Source organism: Streptomonospora litoralis (assembly GCF_004323735.1).
Taxonomy (GTDB): domain Bacteria; phylum Actinomycetota; class Actinomycetes; order Streptosporangiales; family Streptosporangiaceae; genus Streptomonospora; species Streptomonospora litoralis.
The window spans coordinates 5,216,862-5,231,945 of sequence record NZ_CP036455.1; the positions used below are offsets into that span (position 1 = coordinate 5,216,862).

The window sequence follows — 15,084 nt, forward strand, 5'->3', positions numbered from 1 at the left end:
CGAAGAGCGTCGGTGATGGAATCATGACCGAGGCCGCTTCCGCTTCCTCCTCCAGCGCCGCTTCCGTCCCCGGCTCCGGTGCGGCGGCGCTCGATCCCGCCGACGCCGCCGAGTACGCCTCCTGGTTCGCCTGCCTGGCAGGAATCGCCGGCACTCCGATGCCGCTTCCCGGGACTGAGATGGATCTGGAATGGGGCATCCAGCGCTGGGCACAAGGCCTGCGGCCCGGACGCGGATACTGAACCGGCGCGTGCGCCCTCTACACTCGCCTGGCATGGGCGCGTTCAACGATCAGTCGGAGGCGGAGTCTGACTGGGCACCCCCCAAGGGCTCGTGGGCTTCTTCGGCAGCGAACCGGCGGAGCATGCTGGGCAACCGGAACAAGAACACCCGGCCGGAGGTTCAACTTCGCAGGCTCGTCCACGCTGAGGGACTGCGCTATCGGGTCGCCGCCAAGCCCCTGGCAAAGATGCGGCGCACGGCGGACATGGTATTCCGGCCGACACGGGTCGCTGTGTTCATCGATGGCTGCTTCTGGCACGGATGCCCAGAGCATTTTGTGCCGCCGAAGACGAACCCTGAGTACTGGGAGCAGAAGATCGGCGGGAACATGGCCCGGGACCGCGATACGGACGCACGTTTGGAGGGCGAGGGCTGGCTGGTGCTCCGGTTCTGGGAACACCAGGCGCCTGAGGAGTGTGCGCGCACCGTCTGCGAAAGCGTCCTAGAACGCAAGAACCTGCTGTAGTTGTCTGGTTCCGCCAGCCTGACCTGGCTCCTCCCGGCAAACCAGCCGCCGCTGCGGAGCATCAATCGCGCTCCCGTCACGATTGTCGTAGGCATGAAGCGCGGCGTAGACGGCTTCTGCGACGGCGCAAGCCACCGGCGGCGGGAATGCGTTGCCGACCTGCCGGTAGCGGGCCGTCTTCCCGCCGCTGAAGAAGTAGTCCTCTGGGAAACCTTGAATCAGCGCCGCTTGCTGAACCGTGAGCTTCGGGCCAACAGGGCCGAGCAAGTCGCGTTCGGCATCGACCATCATCTCCGGGTCATTGGCCACGCCGTTGGCGTCAATCCCCAATTCGGCCCATGCCTTTTTCGCCCGAGTCGGACCGAGATCCGCTCCGCCGTGCTTTTTAGACCCGCCGACTAGGGTCGGGGCTACAGTCCCCTTCTCCGCCGCCTGCTGCTTCCACTTCTCGAAGGCGGCATCGGCTTGCCTCTTCGGAACCACAGCCTTCGCACGCTTGAAGCGCTCCCGCATGGAGTCCTCCAGCACAGCAAGCACAGTCCGGGTGGAGAAGTCCTGCAAGCGAATCGGCTTGAAGTAAGGGGCTTCTTCATCCCGCATGGCAACGAGGACCGCTCTCGGCCTGAGCTGGGGAACCTCGAACTCCTTGGCCTCGAGTACCTCCCACCCCAGGACGGTATACCCCATGCCCTCAAGCTGCTTTTCAATGTATACACGATAGTCGGCGAACTTGTCGGCCGGCTCCAGCAGCCCGCGAACGTTCTCAATCATCACAGCACGCGGCTGCAATGACTCGACCAGTTTGAGCATCGCGGGGAATAGGTCCCGCTCATCATTGCGACCGAGCCTCTTGCCGGCGAACGAAAACGGCGGGCAAGGGACTCCGCCAGCCAGCAGCGCCAACTCCCCCGGCTGAGCATAGCCCTGGGCAAGAAGCTCGGCACCGCCGAACTCAGTGAGGTCCTCCCTTAGAACCAGCTTCTCTGGCTCGCCCCAGGCACGCAGCTCTGCATTGCGCCGCAGTGTCTCGCAGGCGTGGCTGTCGACCTCGATCAGAGCTTTATGGTGGAACCCAGCCTGCTCGAGCCCCAGGGCCTGCCCACCTGCCCCAGCGCAGATCTCAATCGACGTGTACTCCTCCTGGTCGCTGCCGGCCACCCGATGCCTCTCTGAAGCTAGTGCTGGGCTTCCGCCAGGAAGCCGGTCCAGCCACTCGAACATTGCTTCGACTGATCCGTTGATCCTGACGCACCCGCACGCTGCGATCAAGTCTTGACTCGGTGCTCCCAGCATCCCGCTGATGCCACAGAGCCACATGAGCATGCGGCGTCGATGCTACCGGCGCCTACATGCTCGCCGGGTGGGGAATCTCAGTGAACAGGGTCAGCTCAACTAGGAGCCGGATGACACGTCTGCCTCGATTGAGATCGCTTCGTGGCGGTAGCCGGCGTCAAGGAACAGGCGCACGGTCTTCAATGCACGGCCGGTGTCTGCCTCCGCACTCCAAGCAACATCGGCAAGGAAGCTTTCGAGGAGGCTCTCCGCACACTCTGCCTTGCACGAGTCGACAAAAGCCAGCAAGGACTCCGCCGAGTGTCCGGTCGCGATAGCCCGTGCTACAAGGAGCGCGTCAGGCAGCCGGCCGGCGCGCCAGTGTCCCCGCGCGGTATCGATGTCGGCTCGCTCATCAGCAGTCGGAACCGCTCCGACAAGGTCGGCGGCGCTTTGGTTGCGCCGGTCCCCCTCGGCTGGGGGGACCGGCGCAACCATCACCTCGCTGTCCCCCGCCACTGACTCAACTCGCTCCGAGGATTCCGCGCCGGCCCGTACTCCGGTGGGAACGGCGCTGGCATCGGCGGTATGCCCGCGCTCCAAGTCCTCGATTGCCTGCTCAAGTTCAGCAAGCTGGCGCGCAGCGTCGGCCTGCTGCGGGGCGCCTGAAGCTTCGCGCTCCAGATCCCTCTTCTCCTTGCGCAGCTCAGCCACGAGCTTTCCGCGCACCTCAGTACAGCTCCACTCGAAGAGCAGCAGGGCCAGGCTGCCGAAACTGCGTCCGGGTTTGCTCTCCAGGTCAGCGCCATAGCGGGCTTCGCGGTAGAGCCGCCAAAGGAAGACGGCCGAAGGAGTCTGCCTGAGCCCCATGCGCTTGTAGTAGCCGGGTCTGGAGGTATTCGTCAGCGTAGCTATCTCCTTGCTCCGGTAGCCCGAACACTGGAGGACGCGCGCCACCTCCTTCATCGCCTCGATGAACGATGCGGCTTCTGGTCTTCCACAGGCCTGCGGGACAGCCTCACGACTTGCCACGGGAGGTCTCCTAAGCATGAGGTGGGGAGTGGATAAAACATCCCAGACCCGCGCATTGTAGTACCACCGAACGCAAGTATAGGAATATCTGGAGACTTATTGTTCAACAATCCAACGATCATGCAATAAACACCTCCAGGACTGCCCCATATGTCCCAATATAGGCCGTTCTGCACTGTTCAGGGAGTGTCTCGGTTATCTGAGACAGTTCCTCCTGGAATTTCCAACGCCATAGGCTCTAGAGTCGGCAGCACGCGCCGAACAGGCGACTCTTGCCGGGCCCCCGATGCGCTCATCCAGGTATGCGGTACATGCGTCGGCGAGCCCGGTCCGGCACGAAGGATCGTCTCCGTGCAAGCAGTGATGCTCCGATGAAACAGGAGGTCCGAGCGTTGGATATTTCTTGGCGAGACCTGCAGGGATCCATGAAGTCGGCTGCCCTTTGGCTGGTCCAGGAGGTGGGGGAAGGAAACATCTTCACCAAGGAAGGCCTGAGGGCAGCCTTTCCTGACAAGACCCAGATCGATCGGCGCGTCCGCGAGCTCCGGAAGCACGGCTGGGTCATCAATACAAGCAAGGAAGAGCCCGCGCTCGAGGCCAATGAGCAGCGCTTCGTCAAGGAAGGAAGGCCGGTGTGGGAAGCCGGGCAGGCGACGCTCAACCAGGGAGCGGCCGTATCTGCCGCCGAGCGGCGCCGCGTGATGGAACGGGACGGCCACATGTGCCAGTCGTGCGGCATCGTCGCGGGCGACGCCTATGCCGACGACGAGTTCTCGAACGCCCAGCTCACGATCGCGCGCCGGAAAGTGTCCTCCGCTGAAGGCGGATCCACCGTTGAGCTTGTCACCGAGTGCGACCGCTGCCGGATCGGAGGCCGGGCGGTCACAGCCGATCCCGGCTACGTGATCCAGCGGGCAGGCAGCCTGAAGGGGATCGAGAACGAGATCTTCCGTGCATGGGTAGCAGCCGGCGAACGCGAGTTCAGCAAGCTGGAACTGCTCTGGGGGGACCTCCAGTCCCTTCCGCCAGAATCCCGCGCGGAGGCTAAAGAGGCCATCCTCCGTGGTGGCAGCGGCGGAACTCCCATCGGATAGGCACCCGAGCCCACCAGGAGTATGCCGGTTCCGGCCGGTGCCATAGGAGACGTGAGGGAAATAAATTGGCTTCACACGAGGATTTTGGAACGCCGCCGGAAGGCGCGGCCACCAGCAGGATCGTTGAGGAGCGGATCGCGGAGCGATCCAAGCAAGGGCTGCGCGAGACGTTCACGGTAAATTTCAGAGACAAGCAGATGCCGGTCGAGATTATCGATATCGAGCTCGACTCGCTGTTCTTGAATCCGGGGACCCACCGCGTCAAGGCTCAGCGCGATCTCGAGCCCGACATGGACCAAGAGCTGCGGGACAACCCCTGGGGCGCAGTCGGCCAGGGTTACCTGCGGAGACTGCTGGCGGCGACACCTGCCAACCCGACTGTGCCCGACCCTGAATTCAACGACCTCAAGGAGAACCTCGACAAGGAAGGTCAGAACGACGCCGGCCTCATCACCAGGTGGGGCGTTCTTGTCGACGGAAACACCCGGGCTGTCGCGCTCAAGGAGCTAGGCAAGCAGACCATGCGCGTTGGTGTGCTTCCGGAATCCGCGACGTGGAAGGACGTCTCGGCGGTCGAGCTGAACTTGCAGATGCGGCTCGACCAGCGCCGGGACTACACCTACATCAACAGGCTGCTCGCTTACGAGGAGCTGCACGACGGAGGGCGCGCGCCTGAGCAGATCGCCCGAATGTTCCGCGTCCAGAGGAAGACGGTCCTCCGGGACCTGTGGGTTCTGAACGAACTCCGCGACCTGATCGATCGCAGCCGGATCGGCAAGCAGTCGCTGCGGTTGATGGACTTCGAGGAAGACCAGGAAAAGCTTCGGGAGCTGCACCGGAAGTACGACGAGCTTCGTCGGACGGACCCCGATGCCGCTGAAGCTATGAAAGAATACCGGCTTTCCGCGTTGGTGCTGAAGTTCTCGAAAACGGATCTGCGGTTGGTTGAGGACGACTTCCACCGTCGCTATCTGGAGCGTCATTTGTCCGAACCCGTGAGAGAGGAACTAGCTCAAGAGGAAGAGGAGAGCCCCGCGGCAAGCGTTCAAATCCCCGGCCTGGGGACGTCCGTAGCCCCTGCTTCTGGACCTCAGAGCACTGGGCACGCAGCCGCACGGCGGCTGACCGACGTGCTACTCCAAGCCAAGGCCCGAGCTGGCGGCTCCACGCTCGGTGAAGGTGACCCGGCTGCTGCCCAGCGCTTGGACGAAGTCAAGGAGGCGATGAAAAGCTCGCTCAAGCTGGCCGGCTCGAACGCACGCGTCAAAAAGCAGGAGCGAGCGACAGCCGAACGCGTAACGACTGCTGCGGAAGAGATCCGCCAATGCAGCCACGAACTGGTGCAGTCGCGGGCGAAGCAGGCCCTCGATGTTGAGGCTTTCGATGACGCACTTATGGACCTGCGGGACAGTCTCCACCAGCTTGCGAGGCATGCGTCGAAGCTCAGCAGCGAAGCGGGCGACGGGGTGGAGTGGCTGCTCGACGCGATGAAGAAGGGCAACTCCTGATGCCTGCCGCGAAGGCATCCCTACGGCTGCTGTTCAACGCCACTCGCACAGGTGTACTGCTAGAGGCGAGCGAGGAGCGCAAGACCGCCCTCGCCCGCCTTGCGCTCAAGTTTCCCGGTGCCGGCCGTCCGGCCCCGTGTGCGCTCGAGATCCCAATCGATGAATTCCTTGCTGGAATCGAGACTCTCGCCGCGTGGCCCGACCCCGCAGGCGTCGAGTGGGAGCCGACGCTTGCGGAACTGGTCCAAGAGGAGCTCGCATACGCCCAGGAGGCTGCCGCGCGGCTTGCCGACGGCACCTCCGGGCCAACTGTCGCTCAGGAGGAGGTCGGCGGCTTCCTCGGCGCGGGCTGGCGCGCTGACCTGACGTCGTTCCAGCGCCGGGACATCGCCCAACTGCTCGCCGCGAGCCACGCCGCCAACTTCAGCGTTCCCGGCGCTGGAAAAACGCGGGTCGCGCTGGCTATCTATGCCGCCCGGCGCGAGGAAGGCAAGATCCGGCGTGCCTTGGTCGTTGCTCCGAAGTCGGCCTTCGAGTCCTGGGCAGCGGAGGCCGATCTGTGCTTCGAAAACAGCCCGAAGGTTGCTTTCGTCGACAGCGGGGGGCTGCTTGCCCAGGCTGAGATCCTCGTTGTCAACTACGAGCGCCTGCCGCGAATGGCCGAAATGCTGGCAGGGTGGCTCAGTGCCGCTCCGTCGATGATCGTGCTCGACGAGGCCCACCGTATGAAGCTGGGGCTGAAGGGAGCATACGGCGCCGCCTGCATGGAACTCGGCCCGCTAGCGCGGTGCCGAATGATCCTGACAGGAACGCCCGCCCCGAACGGAGCGAAAGACCTTGAGAACCTCATGTCGTTCGTCTGGCCGGGGCAGGGGCGGCGGAAGGTGCAGCATGCGGTCGCGGGTGGCGACCTCGCACACGCGAGCCGGGTACTGCGCCCGCTCTTCTCGCGAACCACTAAAGCTGAACTCGGTCTGCCGAAGGTCGACTTCAAGGTCGCGCGGGTGGAACTGCCCCCGTTGCACAACGAAATCTACGCCGCGCTGTGCGGCCAGTTCTCCCAGCGCGCCGCCGCTTCGCAGTCCGACCTTGACTCCATCGGCAGGTCGACTCTCCAACTGATCATGGCAGCCACCAGCCCAGCGCTGCTGGCCGAAGGAACAACGCGATATGAGCCGCTCGAGCACCAGGTTCCCGCTCTCGACCCTGACGAGAACGCGTCACTTCTCTCACTGCTCCATCGGCTTCCCCAGTACGAGATGTCCCCGAAGTACAAGGAGCTGCTTCGGATTGTCTCCAAAAACCGGCAGGAAGGAAAGAAGACGCTTGTCTGGTCGACCTTCATTCGCAATCTCACTACCGCTGGCCGGCTCCTCGCCGAGTACAACCCCGCTCTGGTACACGGCGGAGTTACCGACCGCGAGGTGCAGCTCGCCCAGTTCCGCACCGATCCGGACTGCTGGGTCCTCCTCTCCAATCCGGCGACCCTGGGCGAAGGCATCAACCTCCACCACCACTGCCACGACGCCGTGTACATCGACCGTGACTTCATAGCTGGACGGTTTCTGCAGAGCCTCGACCGGATCCACCGTCTCGGCCTGCCGCCCGATGCGGAAACGAACGTGACACTGCTTGTAGCGAACGGAACAGTCGATGAGGTCGTGGCAGAGCGCCTAGCGGGAAAACTCGAGTTCATGGGACAAATCCTCGATGACCCTGGCGTGCAGGCCTTGGCAGACCCGTATGAGGAAGTGTCTTATGCCGATGGCATGACCGACCGGGATGTCCAGGTATTGATGGCCCATGCGGCATCCGTTTCGTCCAAGGGGTAATCTCCAGATGGCAGCGGCGTCGCCCCAGCCACTACATTGTGTATGTCGGCGCAAACCCAGCGCCCTCGCCTTGTGCTGTGTAAGTCTTCTGTTGCAAAAACGTAACTCCTTTGCCTCCGCCGAGGCGCAGTCTCATGGAAGAATGCCAGAACTAGCTCCCCCAGTGCAGGTAGAATGAGCGGGCATGATCTTCAAATTGAACGGTAAGGACGTCAACGACTTCAATGACGTCGCTGATACCCTCCGCGCAGGAAACGGGTATGGACACGCTTATATGGTCGACCTGCGCAACCTCACCGGATGGAAGAAGCTCTCCGGGAACATCCGCAAGGAAATCAGTTCAAGTCTCTATGCAGTCGGGGTTGGCCACCTCCCGCAGGAACTCCCCGGTAACCAGAACGAGGAAGTTCGGCTATACGCCTTGGATAGCCGTATTGGGGAAATAGTCGCAGCGGTCCTAAGCCCTTCCTACCGTGGGGACACGCTACTACAGGACCTGGTAGCAGATAGTAGCGACGCAGGCGGAAAATTGAAACGTATCCGTCAAATCCTCAACTCTCCCCACGGGTAACCGCTCTGGGATATCAGTTCGCCGGAAGCCCAGCATTAACGCCTTTACCCTGGTTTCTTCTTGCCAGCGGGAAGTGAGCGAGGACGATCGGGGTTCGATGGTGCTGGGCGGCCTCGTCCAACGAAGATGGGATAGGGGCATGGATCGTTCTGGTGATCAGGGCCCCAAAGATTCTGCCCTCGCGACGACCGTGCCCGTACGTGCGGAGCTGGCGGCCTTGCCTCTGGACATTTCCACCCGCACCATGAACACACCGGTTTTGCCCCTCACAGAGACAGCAGAACCTCCACAAGCCCGAAAGCCATCCCCACGATTCCGACGATGACACTCGTCACGGCGATCCAGCGCGCTCGGCGTACCTCGGTCTGGGCCTCTTGTGCCGAGTGGCGCTGCTCGGACAGTTGCGTAGTCAGGATTTCCGACATCTCTTGCAGTAGAAGCAACTAATCGTGGCTGGTGGGGGCGTCGCCCAGCCGTTGCAGGGACACCTCCAGTCCGACCCGGAGATACCTCGCCCTCGCCGTTTCGGTCGCCGTCCGCGCAGTGGACCGGCTCCGCTTCTTCGGAGGGCCGTGGCTTTCCGGAGGACGTGGCATTCCCGGTGGGGGTCCTGGGGGTCCCCCGTGTCCACGCTGCGCCGGGTCCCACGGTTGCGGGACAGCGGTCGGCGGCGGCCCTGCCTGCGGGGGCGCTCCCCCAGGTACAGGGCCACCGTGGGGACCAGAGGCACCGCCCGGAGGCTGTGACGTGTCGACGGCTCCGCCGGACGGATCGATCGCGGTGATGGCACGCGCAACCACCGTTCGCGTCCGCTCGACGGTCCAGGCCACCGTCCCGTCGGGGCTCGGGGGTCTTCGCTCATGGCCCCTCAGCATCATGGTTTCCACACCGCTACGCAATGGCGCCGTGGAACACGGGTAAACGGCCGCGCGCCGAGAGCGATGGGGAAGGCTCTCGACGCGCGGCGTCACTACATCTGGGGTGGTCGGCGGGAGACGTATGCTCCGTCGCCGGCCTGATCGAAGTGGGATGCGAACCACGACGACGACAGCAGCGACGGGCGGCAGGCCCGCGCGGGAGGCTCCTCCAGTTCGCGGACGAATGCCTCGACATCGGGATGGACGACTGTGGGCGCGTGGTCGGCGTCGGGGTCGTTGGCGGTGGCGATCCACAGGTTCTCGGTGCGGCGGATGCTCCACGTTGCGCCGTATCGGGTCTGGAGCATCGCCAGTAGGGCCGTATAGGCGTTCCGCTCGGACACGGCGCTCACCTCGCCCCGGCCATGGGGACGGGCGCCTGGGCGAGGTCCGGGCGGACTGCGATCAGCTCGTGCAGCGGTCCGCTGATGGATTCCCGGACGCCGTCGAGTCCGTCGCCGAACCGCTCGAGCTCCTGTATAGCTGGTGGCCACGCCCCCGGACGCCTGGCCGCGTCGCGGGGGTCTCTTCTGCCAGCCAGAATTCATGAAAACAAAACCGCGCGAAAGTGTGACCTTGTTGCCTACTCTTGAAGGACAACGGTCAACACTCACTGGAGCTCAGCCCCATGACCGATACCCAATTCGGGAACATCGTTCGCCGCGCCATGGATGTCCGCGGCTGGTCCCTGCGAGAACTCGCCCGTCAGGTGCACTACGATGCGGGTTACCTTTCTCGGGTCATATCAGGAAAAAAGCGCCCTTCGGCCGAGCTTGCCCAACTCCTGGATGAGGCGCTGGGGGCAGAAGGCGCTCTCATCCAACTCGGCACTGCTGTGGCGCCTGACCGTGAGCACCTACCGCATACCAGGCCGACACCGTCCCGCGTTGATACTGAGACGGTGGCTAGCTTCGCGACGGTTCTGGCCGCGCAACGGCGGCTTGACGATGCCGTGGGATCGGCGGCTGTGCTTGCCCCGACCCTCGCCCAACTCGAGAATGTTGAACCCCTAGCGCACCAGGGCTGATTCAAAGTCATCTGGTGGGAGCGATGATCCAGGTCACGGCATCATGACGATCGCGGCGATCGGCCGACATACAACAACGGAGCTCCTGTAGAAGCGCGGGGACATCACTCTCCGGCTCCACAGGAACTCCGTTGCCCCACCAGTCTGCCACGCCCCAGCCCGCCATCGGCGACTTCGCCCAAAGCCTCACCGCCGTGGACGACCCGCGCAACGAACGCGGTATCCGCCACGAAATCGGCACCGTTCTGGCCGTCGCCCTGTGCGCACTGCTGTGCGGATCCCGCTCTCTGCGCGCGATCGGCCAGTGGGCCGCCAACACGCCGCACCAAACCCGCACCCGCCTGGGCTGCCGCATCACCGACCCGGAACTGGGCGTGCGCACCGCGCCCAGCACCTCCACCATCCGCCGGGTCCTTCTGGCCGTAGCACCCGCGAGCGTGGCCGCCCTGGCCCGCCCCGAGGTGGCCGACACCCTGGCCATCGACGGCAAGACCCTGCGCGGCTCGGCCACCGCCGATCAGGCTGCCGCCCACGTCCTGGCGGCCCTGGATGCCGGCGGCCGCATCGCCGCCCAGGTCCCCGTGGCCGACAAGACCAGCGAGATCGCCGCCGTACAGGACCTGCTGGGACCGCTCGACATCGGCGGGGCCGTGGTCACCGCCGACGCGCTGCACACCCAGAGGGCCACCGCCCGCTATCTCACCGAGCAGCGCGGAGCCGACTACATCCTCACGATCAAGCGCAACCAGCCCACGCTGTTTGACAAGGTCAGAAGGTTGCCGTGGGCACAGGCCCCCACAGGCGACACCGACCGCCACCGGGGCCACGGCCGGGCCGAGACCCGCACCGTCAAAGCGCTGAGCATCGAGGGCCTCGGATTCCCCTACGCGGCTCAAGCGGTGCGCATCCGCCGCCACGTCACCGACCTGCGCACCGGAAAGGTGTCATGGACCTGCGCTTATGCGGTCACCAGCCTCGGGGCCGAGCGGGCCGGGGCCGCCCGGCTGGGCGCTCTGGTGCGCGGCCACTGGGCGATCGAGGCGCTGCACCATGTCCGCGATACCACCTTCGCCGAGGACTCCTGCAAGGTCCGCAGCGGCCACGGGCCGGCCAACCTCGCCGCATTGCGCAGCCTGGCCGCGCTGCTGCTCTCCGCGCTGGGGCGTCCGACCATCCCCGATGCGATCCGGTGGGTCTCCTACGCGTGCTTCACCCGCCCGCTCGATCTCATCGGGATCGCCTGACCAGCGAGAACTGAGACGATCAACGACTTTGAATCACCCCTGCTAGTGTTCTGCGCCTGAAATCCGTTTCAGATATCTGGCGAGGGAGTCGAGGACCTCTTCGGCGGTCTTGCGCCAGACGAACGGGCGAGGCTCGGTGTTCCACCGCTCGATCCAATCGCGCACGTCCTTCTCCAGCGCGGCCACGCTCTTGTGCACCCCGCGGCGGGTGAGCTGGGCAGTGAGATAGCCGAACCAGCGCTCGACCTGGTTGATCCAGGAGGAACCGGTCGGGGTGAAGTGCACATGGAAGCGTGGATGGCGGGCCAGCCACTGGTGGATCAGCGGGGTCTTGTGCGTGGCGTAGTTGTCGCAGACCAAGTGGATGTCCAACTCGGCCGGGACCGCCTTGTCGATGCTGATGAGGAACTTCTTGAACTCGGCCGCGCGGTGCCGGCGGTGCAGCTCGGTGATGACGGTGCCGTCGGCGATGTTGAAGGCGGCGAACAGGCTGGTGGTGCCGTGGCGGACGTAGTCGTGGGTGACCCGTTCGGGCGCACTCGGCATCATCGGCAGCACCGGCTGGGAGCGGTCCAGGGCCTGCATCTGCGACTTCTCGTCCACGCACAGCACCACCGCCCGCTCGGGCGGGTTGTGATACAGCCCGACCACGTCGACCACCTTCTCCACGAACAGCGGGTCGGTGGAGATCTTGAAGCCCTCGGTGCGGTGCGGCTTCAGGTCGAAGTGCCGCCAGATCCGCCCGATGGTCGACCGGCTCAGCCCGCTGCGCCGCGCCATCGAGGCCCGCGACCAATGGGTGGCATCGGGCGGGGTCTGCTCCAGGGTCAGTTCGACGACCTGCTGGACCTGGTCGAGCAGGATCGAGGGCGGCCGGCCCGGCCGGGGCTCATCGGCCAGCCCGGCCAGGCCGTGCTCGATGAACCGGCCCCGCCACTTGGCCACGGTCGGCACAGAGATCCCCAACTCGGCGGCCACGTCCTTGTTGAACGCCTCGGGCTCCGCGCATGCCAAGACAATCCGGCAGCGCAACGCGTAGGCCTGGGTCGAGGTCGCCGCCCGCGCCCCGCGCACCAGCTCCCGGCGGTCGGCCTCGGTCACCGTCAACTCGGCCTTCTTCGGCCGACCCGTCTTCACCATCTCCGAAGCCTACACTTATGAAACGGATTTCAGGCGCAGAACACTAGCGCACGAATCGGAAGTTCTACGTGGAGTTGCCGCCGAGTGGGTAAGGTTCGCCGGCTGGCTCCACGCTTCCCTCCGGGACGATCGGGAAGCGGTGAGGCTGTTCGTCCGAGCCGAAGAACTGGCAGACGAGGCGCAGGAGCCGGTCACAGCCGCCCTTGCGGTCAGCTTCCGCGGTTACGTCGCCCGGCAACGCGGCAACTGGCCCGGCGTAGTACGAGCAGCGGTAGCCGCAAGAGAAACCCCAGGGGCGCACTACACACAACGCACCTTCGATGCACTGCAAGCTGCACAGGGCTACGCGGGCCTAGCTAAGTCCCTGCGAGAATCGGACGGCAATGGGGAACGGGGGCAGCGGGAGAACGCGCGGCGCATGCTCGGTGAAGCATCAGCCATGATCGACGACATGGCGGGGGATGATGCGGAACCTCCGCCTTCCGTCTACTGGTACACCCCAACATTTTTCCGGATGAATATCGGGCTGACGCACTTCACCCTCGGCGATATGACAGCAGCAGTCGACTATCTGAGCGCGGGTCTTGCCGACCTCCGGGACGACCACAAGGCAACCGAGTGGGCTCGGGAGTACTGGGAGGTGCTGAGTCAGGCACGGGCCTTCTCGTAGGCGCGTTCGCACGCCCGCAGACCGCGAATGGTTTCACCCGGTCATGCCAACCCCGCATCGTGCGCCAGGAGTGCTATCTGAGTCCGGTTGTCCATATCCAGCTTGGTGAGGATGCTCGACACGTGGGCCTTCACCGTCGCGACGCTCATGTAGAGGCGGGCGGCGATTTCGGCGTTGGCGTGGCCCTCAGCTACGGCTTGGACGACTTCGCGTTCCCGGGGGCTCAGGGACTCCAAGGCGGTGCGGGCTCGTTCGTGGGCGCCGGCTTGGGTGGCGGCGCGGTCCATGAGGCGACGGGTGATGCGGGGCGAGAGGATCGGGTCTCCGGCGGCGACCTTGCGGACCGCGTCGACGATCTCCGTCGGCGGAGTGTCCTTGAGCAGGAAGCCGCCCGCTCCGGCACGCAGGGCGTGCAGGATGTTCTCGTCGGTGTCGAAGGTGGTCAGCACGACGACCTCGGGCGGGCGCGGGCGGGCGCGCAGTCTGCGTGTGGCGGTGATGCCGTCCACCCGCGGCATGCGCAGGTCCATCAGCACGACGTCGGGGGTGTGCTTGTCGGCTGCTGCGCAGACCTCGTCGCCGTCGGCGGCCTCGGCGACGACGGAGATGCCGTGGACGCCGTCGAGCATCATGGTCAGTCCGCCGCGGACGAGGGCGTCGTCGTCGACGATGAGGACCCGCAGCGCACCGCTCATGCGGGCCAGGGTAGCCGGGCGTGCAGCCGGAAGCGGTCGCCGCTGCGGCCGTGGTCGAGCCGCCCGCCGGCGAGCTGCACCCGCTCGGTGAGTCCGACGAGGCCGGTGCCGCTGCCGACGACAATGCCGCTGGTGGTTGCGGCGCCGCTACCGGGCGCCAGCTCCCCGCCGTTCGAGGCGGCACCCGCTGCCGCTCCTCCGCCCACGCCCTCAATCGGCCCGGCGTCGGCCTCCGCGCCGGCATCGGCCGCTGCATCGCCCGCTGCGTCGGCCACCCCATTCACCACGACGACCTCCAGCCCCTCGCCCGGCCGCCCCACCACGTGCACGTCCACGTCGCGGCCGGGCGCGTGCTTGCGCGCGTTGGTCAGCCCTTCCTGCACGACCCGGTAGGCCGTTCGCCCAACAGAGGCGGGCAACTCGTCGGGCTCGGCGACCTCCTCGCGCAGCCGCACCCGCACGCCCGCCGCGCGGGACTCCTCGACCAGGTCGGGGATGTCGGCCCGGCGGGGCCGGCGCCCCGCGGCGTGGTCGCGCTCCTGCGCAGCGTCCTCATCGCGCAGCACCAGGATGACCTCCCGCAGCTCGTCCAGCGCCTCGTGAACACCGGCGCGCACCACGCCCGCGGCGCGCGACAGCCGCTCCGGCGGCGAGTCGGGGCGGTACTCCAGCGCGCCGGCGTAGGTAGCCAGCAGGGACAGCCGGTGCGCGAGCACGTCATGCATCTCGCGGGCCATACGCGTGCGCTCCGCCATGCGGGCCTCGGCGACCCGGCGCCCCTGCTCGGCCTCGGCGCGCCGCGCACGCTCCCGCAGCGACTCGACGAGGGCGCGGTTGGCGCGCGCCAGGGCTCCCCAGCCGACCATCGCGCCGTACCCGACGGTGATCAGCACCAGCCACCAGCCGTAGGAGAGCCCGCTGTTGGGCTGCCATAGCCCTTGGACCGCGTGGGCCGCGACGCCGGCCGCGGCGACCGCGAGCGCGACCGGCAGCGGGCGGCGGTGCGCCACCTGAAGGGCCGCGAGGGTGGCCGGCGGTGTCACCGCTGGTGTCAGCGCCGCCAGCGCCACCAGACCGATCGCAACGGGGACCGGGCGCCACAGCAGCAGCGGAGCCAGGACGCAGGCGAGGGCGCCCACGGCGATGTCCAGCAGCAGCGGTGCGGCGGCGGTTTGCGACGTGTAGCGGCCCCAGATGGTCAGGGCGACCAGGACGGCGGAGGCGGCGGCCACGCCGGCCATCGCGAGCGGGCGCGGCCCTGGCGCGCCGGAGCAAGTCGGCACGGGCGCCGCGACCGCCGTCGGATGGGGTCTGACCTCGTCGTTCACCGGGCA

The 15,084-nt window shown here is 65.9% G+C and carries 16 protein-coding genes; 9 read left to right on the forward strand and 7 right to left on the reverse strand.

From position 1 onward, the window contains the following. Positions 1 to 23 precede the first annotated feature (23 nt). Together EKD16_RS22200 and EKD16_RS22205 are read left to right on the forward strand one after the other, a co-directional pair. Positions 24 to 242, forward strand: a complete 219-nt coding sequence (locus tag EKD16_RS22200) for a hypothetical protein (RefSeq protein WP_131101074.1) — start codon at positions 24 to 26, stop codon at positions 240 to 242. Between the two features lie 32 nt (positions 243 to 274). Continuing rightward, positions 275 to 748: a very short patch repair endonuclease gene (locus EKD16_RS22205; RefSeq protein WP_131101076.1), complete on the forward strand. Its 474-nt coding sequence runs from the start codon at positions 275 to 277 to the stop codon at positions 746 to 748. Here EKD16_RS22205 and EKD16_RS22210 read toward each other — a convergent pair. Beyond that, the gene (locus EKD16_RS22210) at positions 725 to 1,906 is read right to left on the reverse strand and encodes a DNA cytosine methyltransferase (RefSeq protein WP_242677119.1); all 1,182 of its coding nucleotides are present in this window, start codon (positions 1,904 to 1,906) and stop codon (positions 725 to 727) included. The two genes, EKD16_RS22205 and EKD16_RS22210, sit on opposite strands and share 24 nt — an antisense overlap. Before the next feature lie 234 nt (positions 1,907 to 2,140). Then, positions 2,141 to 3,052 carry a hypothetical protein gene (locus tag EKD16_RS22215; protein WP_131101079.1) on the reverse strand — a complete coding sequence of 304 codons (912 nt, stop codon included), beginning with the start codon at positions 3,050 to 3,052 and terminating at the stop codon, positions 2,141 to 2,143. 371 nt (positions 3,053 to 3,423) lie between these two features. On the opposite strand from EKD16_RS22215, the gene EKD16_RS22220 reads away from it, so the two are divergent. From EKD16_RS22220 to EKD16_RS22235, 4 genes are all read left to right on the forward strand, one after another. Next, on the forward strand, positions 3,424 to 4,146 hold the full coding sequence (locus EKD16_RS22220) for an HNH endonuclease (protein WP_131101081.1): 723 nt from the start codon (positions 3,424 to 3,426) through the stop codon (positions 4,144 to 4,146). 65 nt (positions 4,147 to 4,211) lie between these two features. Then, positions 4,212 to 5,654, forward strand: a complete 1,443-nt coding sequence (locus EKD16_RS22225; RefSeq protein ID WP_131101083.1) for a transcriptional regulator — start codon at positions 4,212 to 4,214, stop codon at positions 5,652 to 5,654. Continuing rightward, entirely contained in the window at positions 5,654 to 7,486 is a 1,833-nt protein-coding gene (locus EKD16_RS22230) for a DEAD/DEAH box helicase (RefSeq protein WP_131101085.1), read from the forward strand. Before EKD16_RS22225 ends, EKD16_RS22230 begins: the two co-directional genes overlap by 1 nt. A gap of 184 nt (positions 7,487 to 7,670) precedes the next feature. Then, the gene (locus EKD16_RS22235) at positions 7,671 to 8,057 is read left to right on the forward strand and encodes a hypothetical protein (RefSeq protein ID WP_131101087.1); all 387 of its coding nucleotides are present in this window, start codon (positions 7,671 to 7,673) and stop codon (positions 8,055 to 8,057) included. A gap of 266 nt (positions 8,058 to 8,323) precedes the next feature. Here EKD16_RS22235 and EKD16_RS25530 read toward each other — a convergent pair whose 3' ends face one another. After that, the gene (locus tag EKD16_RS25530) at positions 8,324 to 8,500 is read right to left on the reverse strand and encodes a hypothetical protein (protein ID WP_165498637.1); all 177 of its coding nucleotides are present in this window, start codon (positions 8,498 to 8,500) and stop codon (positions 8,324 to 8,326) included. A 527-nt stretch (positions 8,501 to 9,027) separates the two neighbouring features. After that, positions 9,028 to 9,318, reverse strand: coding sequence for a hypothetical protein (locus EKD16_RS22240; protein ID WP_341351856.1), 291 nt, complete (start codon positions 9,316 to 9,318; stop codon positions 9,028 to 9,030). 284 nt (positions 9,319 to 9,602) lie between these two features. Here EKD16_RS22240 and EKD16_RS22245 point away from each other — a divergent pair, with 284 nt between their 5' ends. Beyond that, on the forward strand, positions 9,603 to 10,001 hold the full coding sequence (locus EKD16_RS22245) for a helix-turn-helix domain-containing protein (RefSeq protein WP_131101089.1): 399 nt from the start codon (positions 9,603 to 9,605) through the stop codon (positions 9,999 to 10,001). A 131-nt stretch (positions 10,002 to 10,132) separates the two neighbouring features. Next, the gene (locus tag EKD16_RS22250; RefSeq protein WP_242677120.1) at positions 10,133 to 11,245 is read left to right on the forward strand and encodes an ISAs1 family transposase; all 1,113 of its coding nucleotides are present in this window, start codon (positions 10,133 to 10,135) and stop codon (positions 11,243 to 11,245) included. A gap of 42 nt (positions 11,246 to 11,287) precedes the next feature. Here EKD16_RS22250 and EKD16_RS22255 read toward each other — a convergent pair whose 3' ends face one another. Next, the gene (locus tag EKD16_RS22255; RefSeq protein WP_131097890.1) at positions 11,288 to 12,385 is read right to left on the reverse strand and encodes an IS630 family transposase; all 1,098 of its coding nucleotides are present in this window, start codon (positions 12,383 to 12,385) and stop codon (positions 11,288 to 11,290) included. A 139-nt stretch (positions 12,386 to 12,524) separates the two neighbouring features. On the opposite strand from EKD16_RS22255, the gene EKD16_RS22260 reads away from it, so the two are divergent. Further along, positions 12,525 to 13,055, forward strand: a complete 531-nt coding sequence (locus tag EKD16_RS22260; protein ID WP_131101091.1) for a hypothetical protein — start codon at positions 12,525 to 12,527, stop codon at positions 13,053 to 13,055. A 41-nt stretch (positions 13,056 to 13,096) separates the two neighbouring features. On the opposite strand, the gene EKD16_RS22265 is transcribed toward EKD16_RS22260, so the two are convergent. After that, positions 13,097 to 13,750 carry a response regulator gene (locus EKD16_RS22265; RefSeq protein ID WP_207391378.1) on the reverse strand — a complete coding sequence of 218 codons (654 nt, stop codon included), beginning with the start codon at positions 13,748 to 13,750 and terminating at the stop codon, positions 13,097 to 13,099. Next, positions 13,747 to 14,991 carry a sensor histidine kinase gene (locus EKD16_RS22270; RefSeq protein WP_131101095.1) on the reverse strand — a complete coding sequence of 415 codons (1,245 nt, stop codon included), beginning with the start codon at positions 14,989 to 14,991 and terminating at the stop codon, positions 13,747 to 13,749. Before EKD16_RS22270 ends, EKD16_RS22265 begins: the two co-directional genes overlap by 4 nt. Between the last annotated feature and the right edge of the window lie 93 nt (positions 14,992 to 15,084).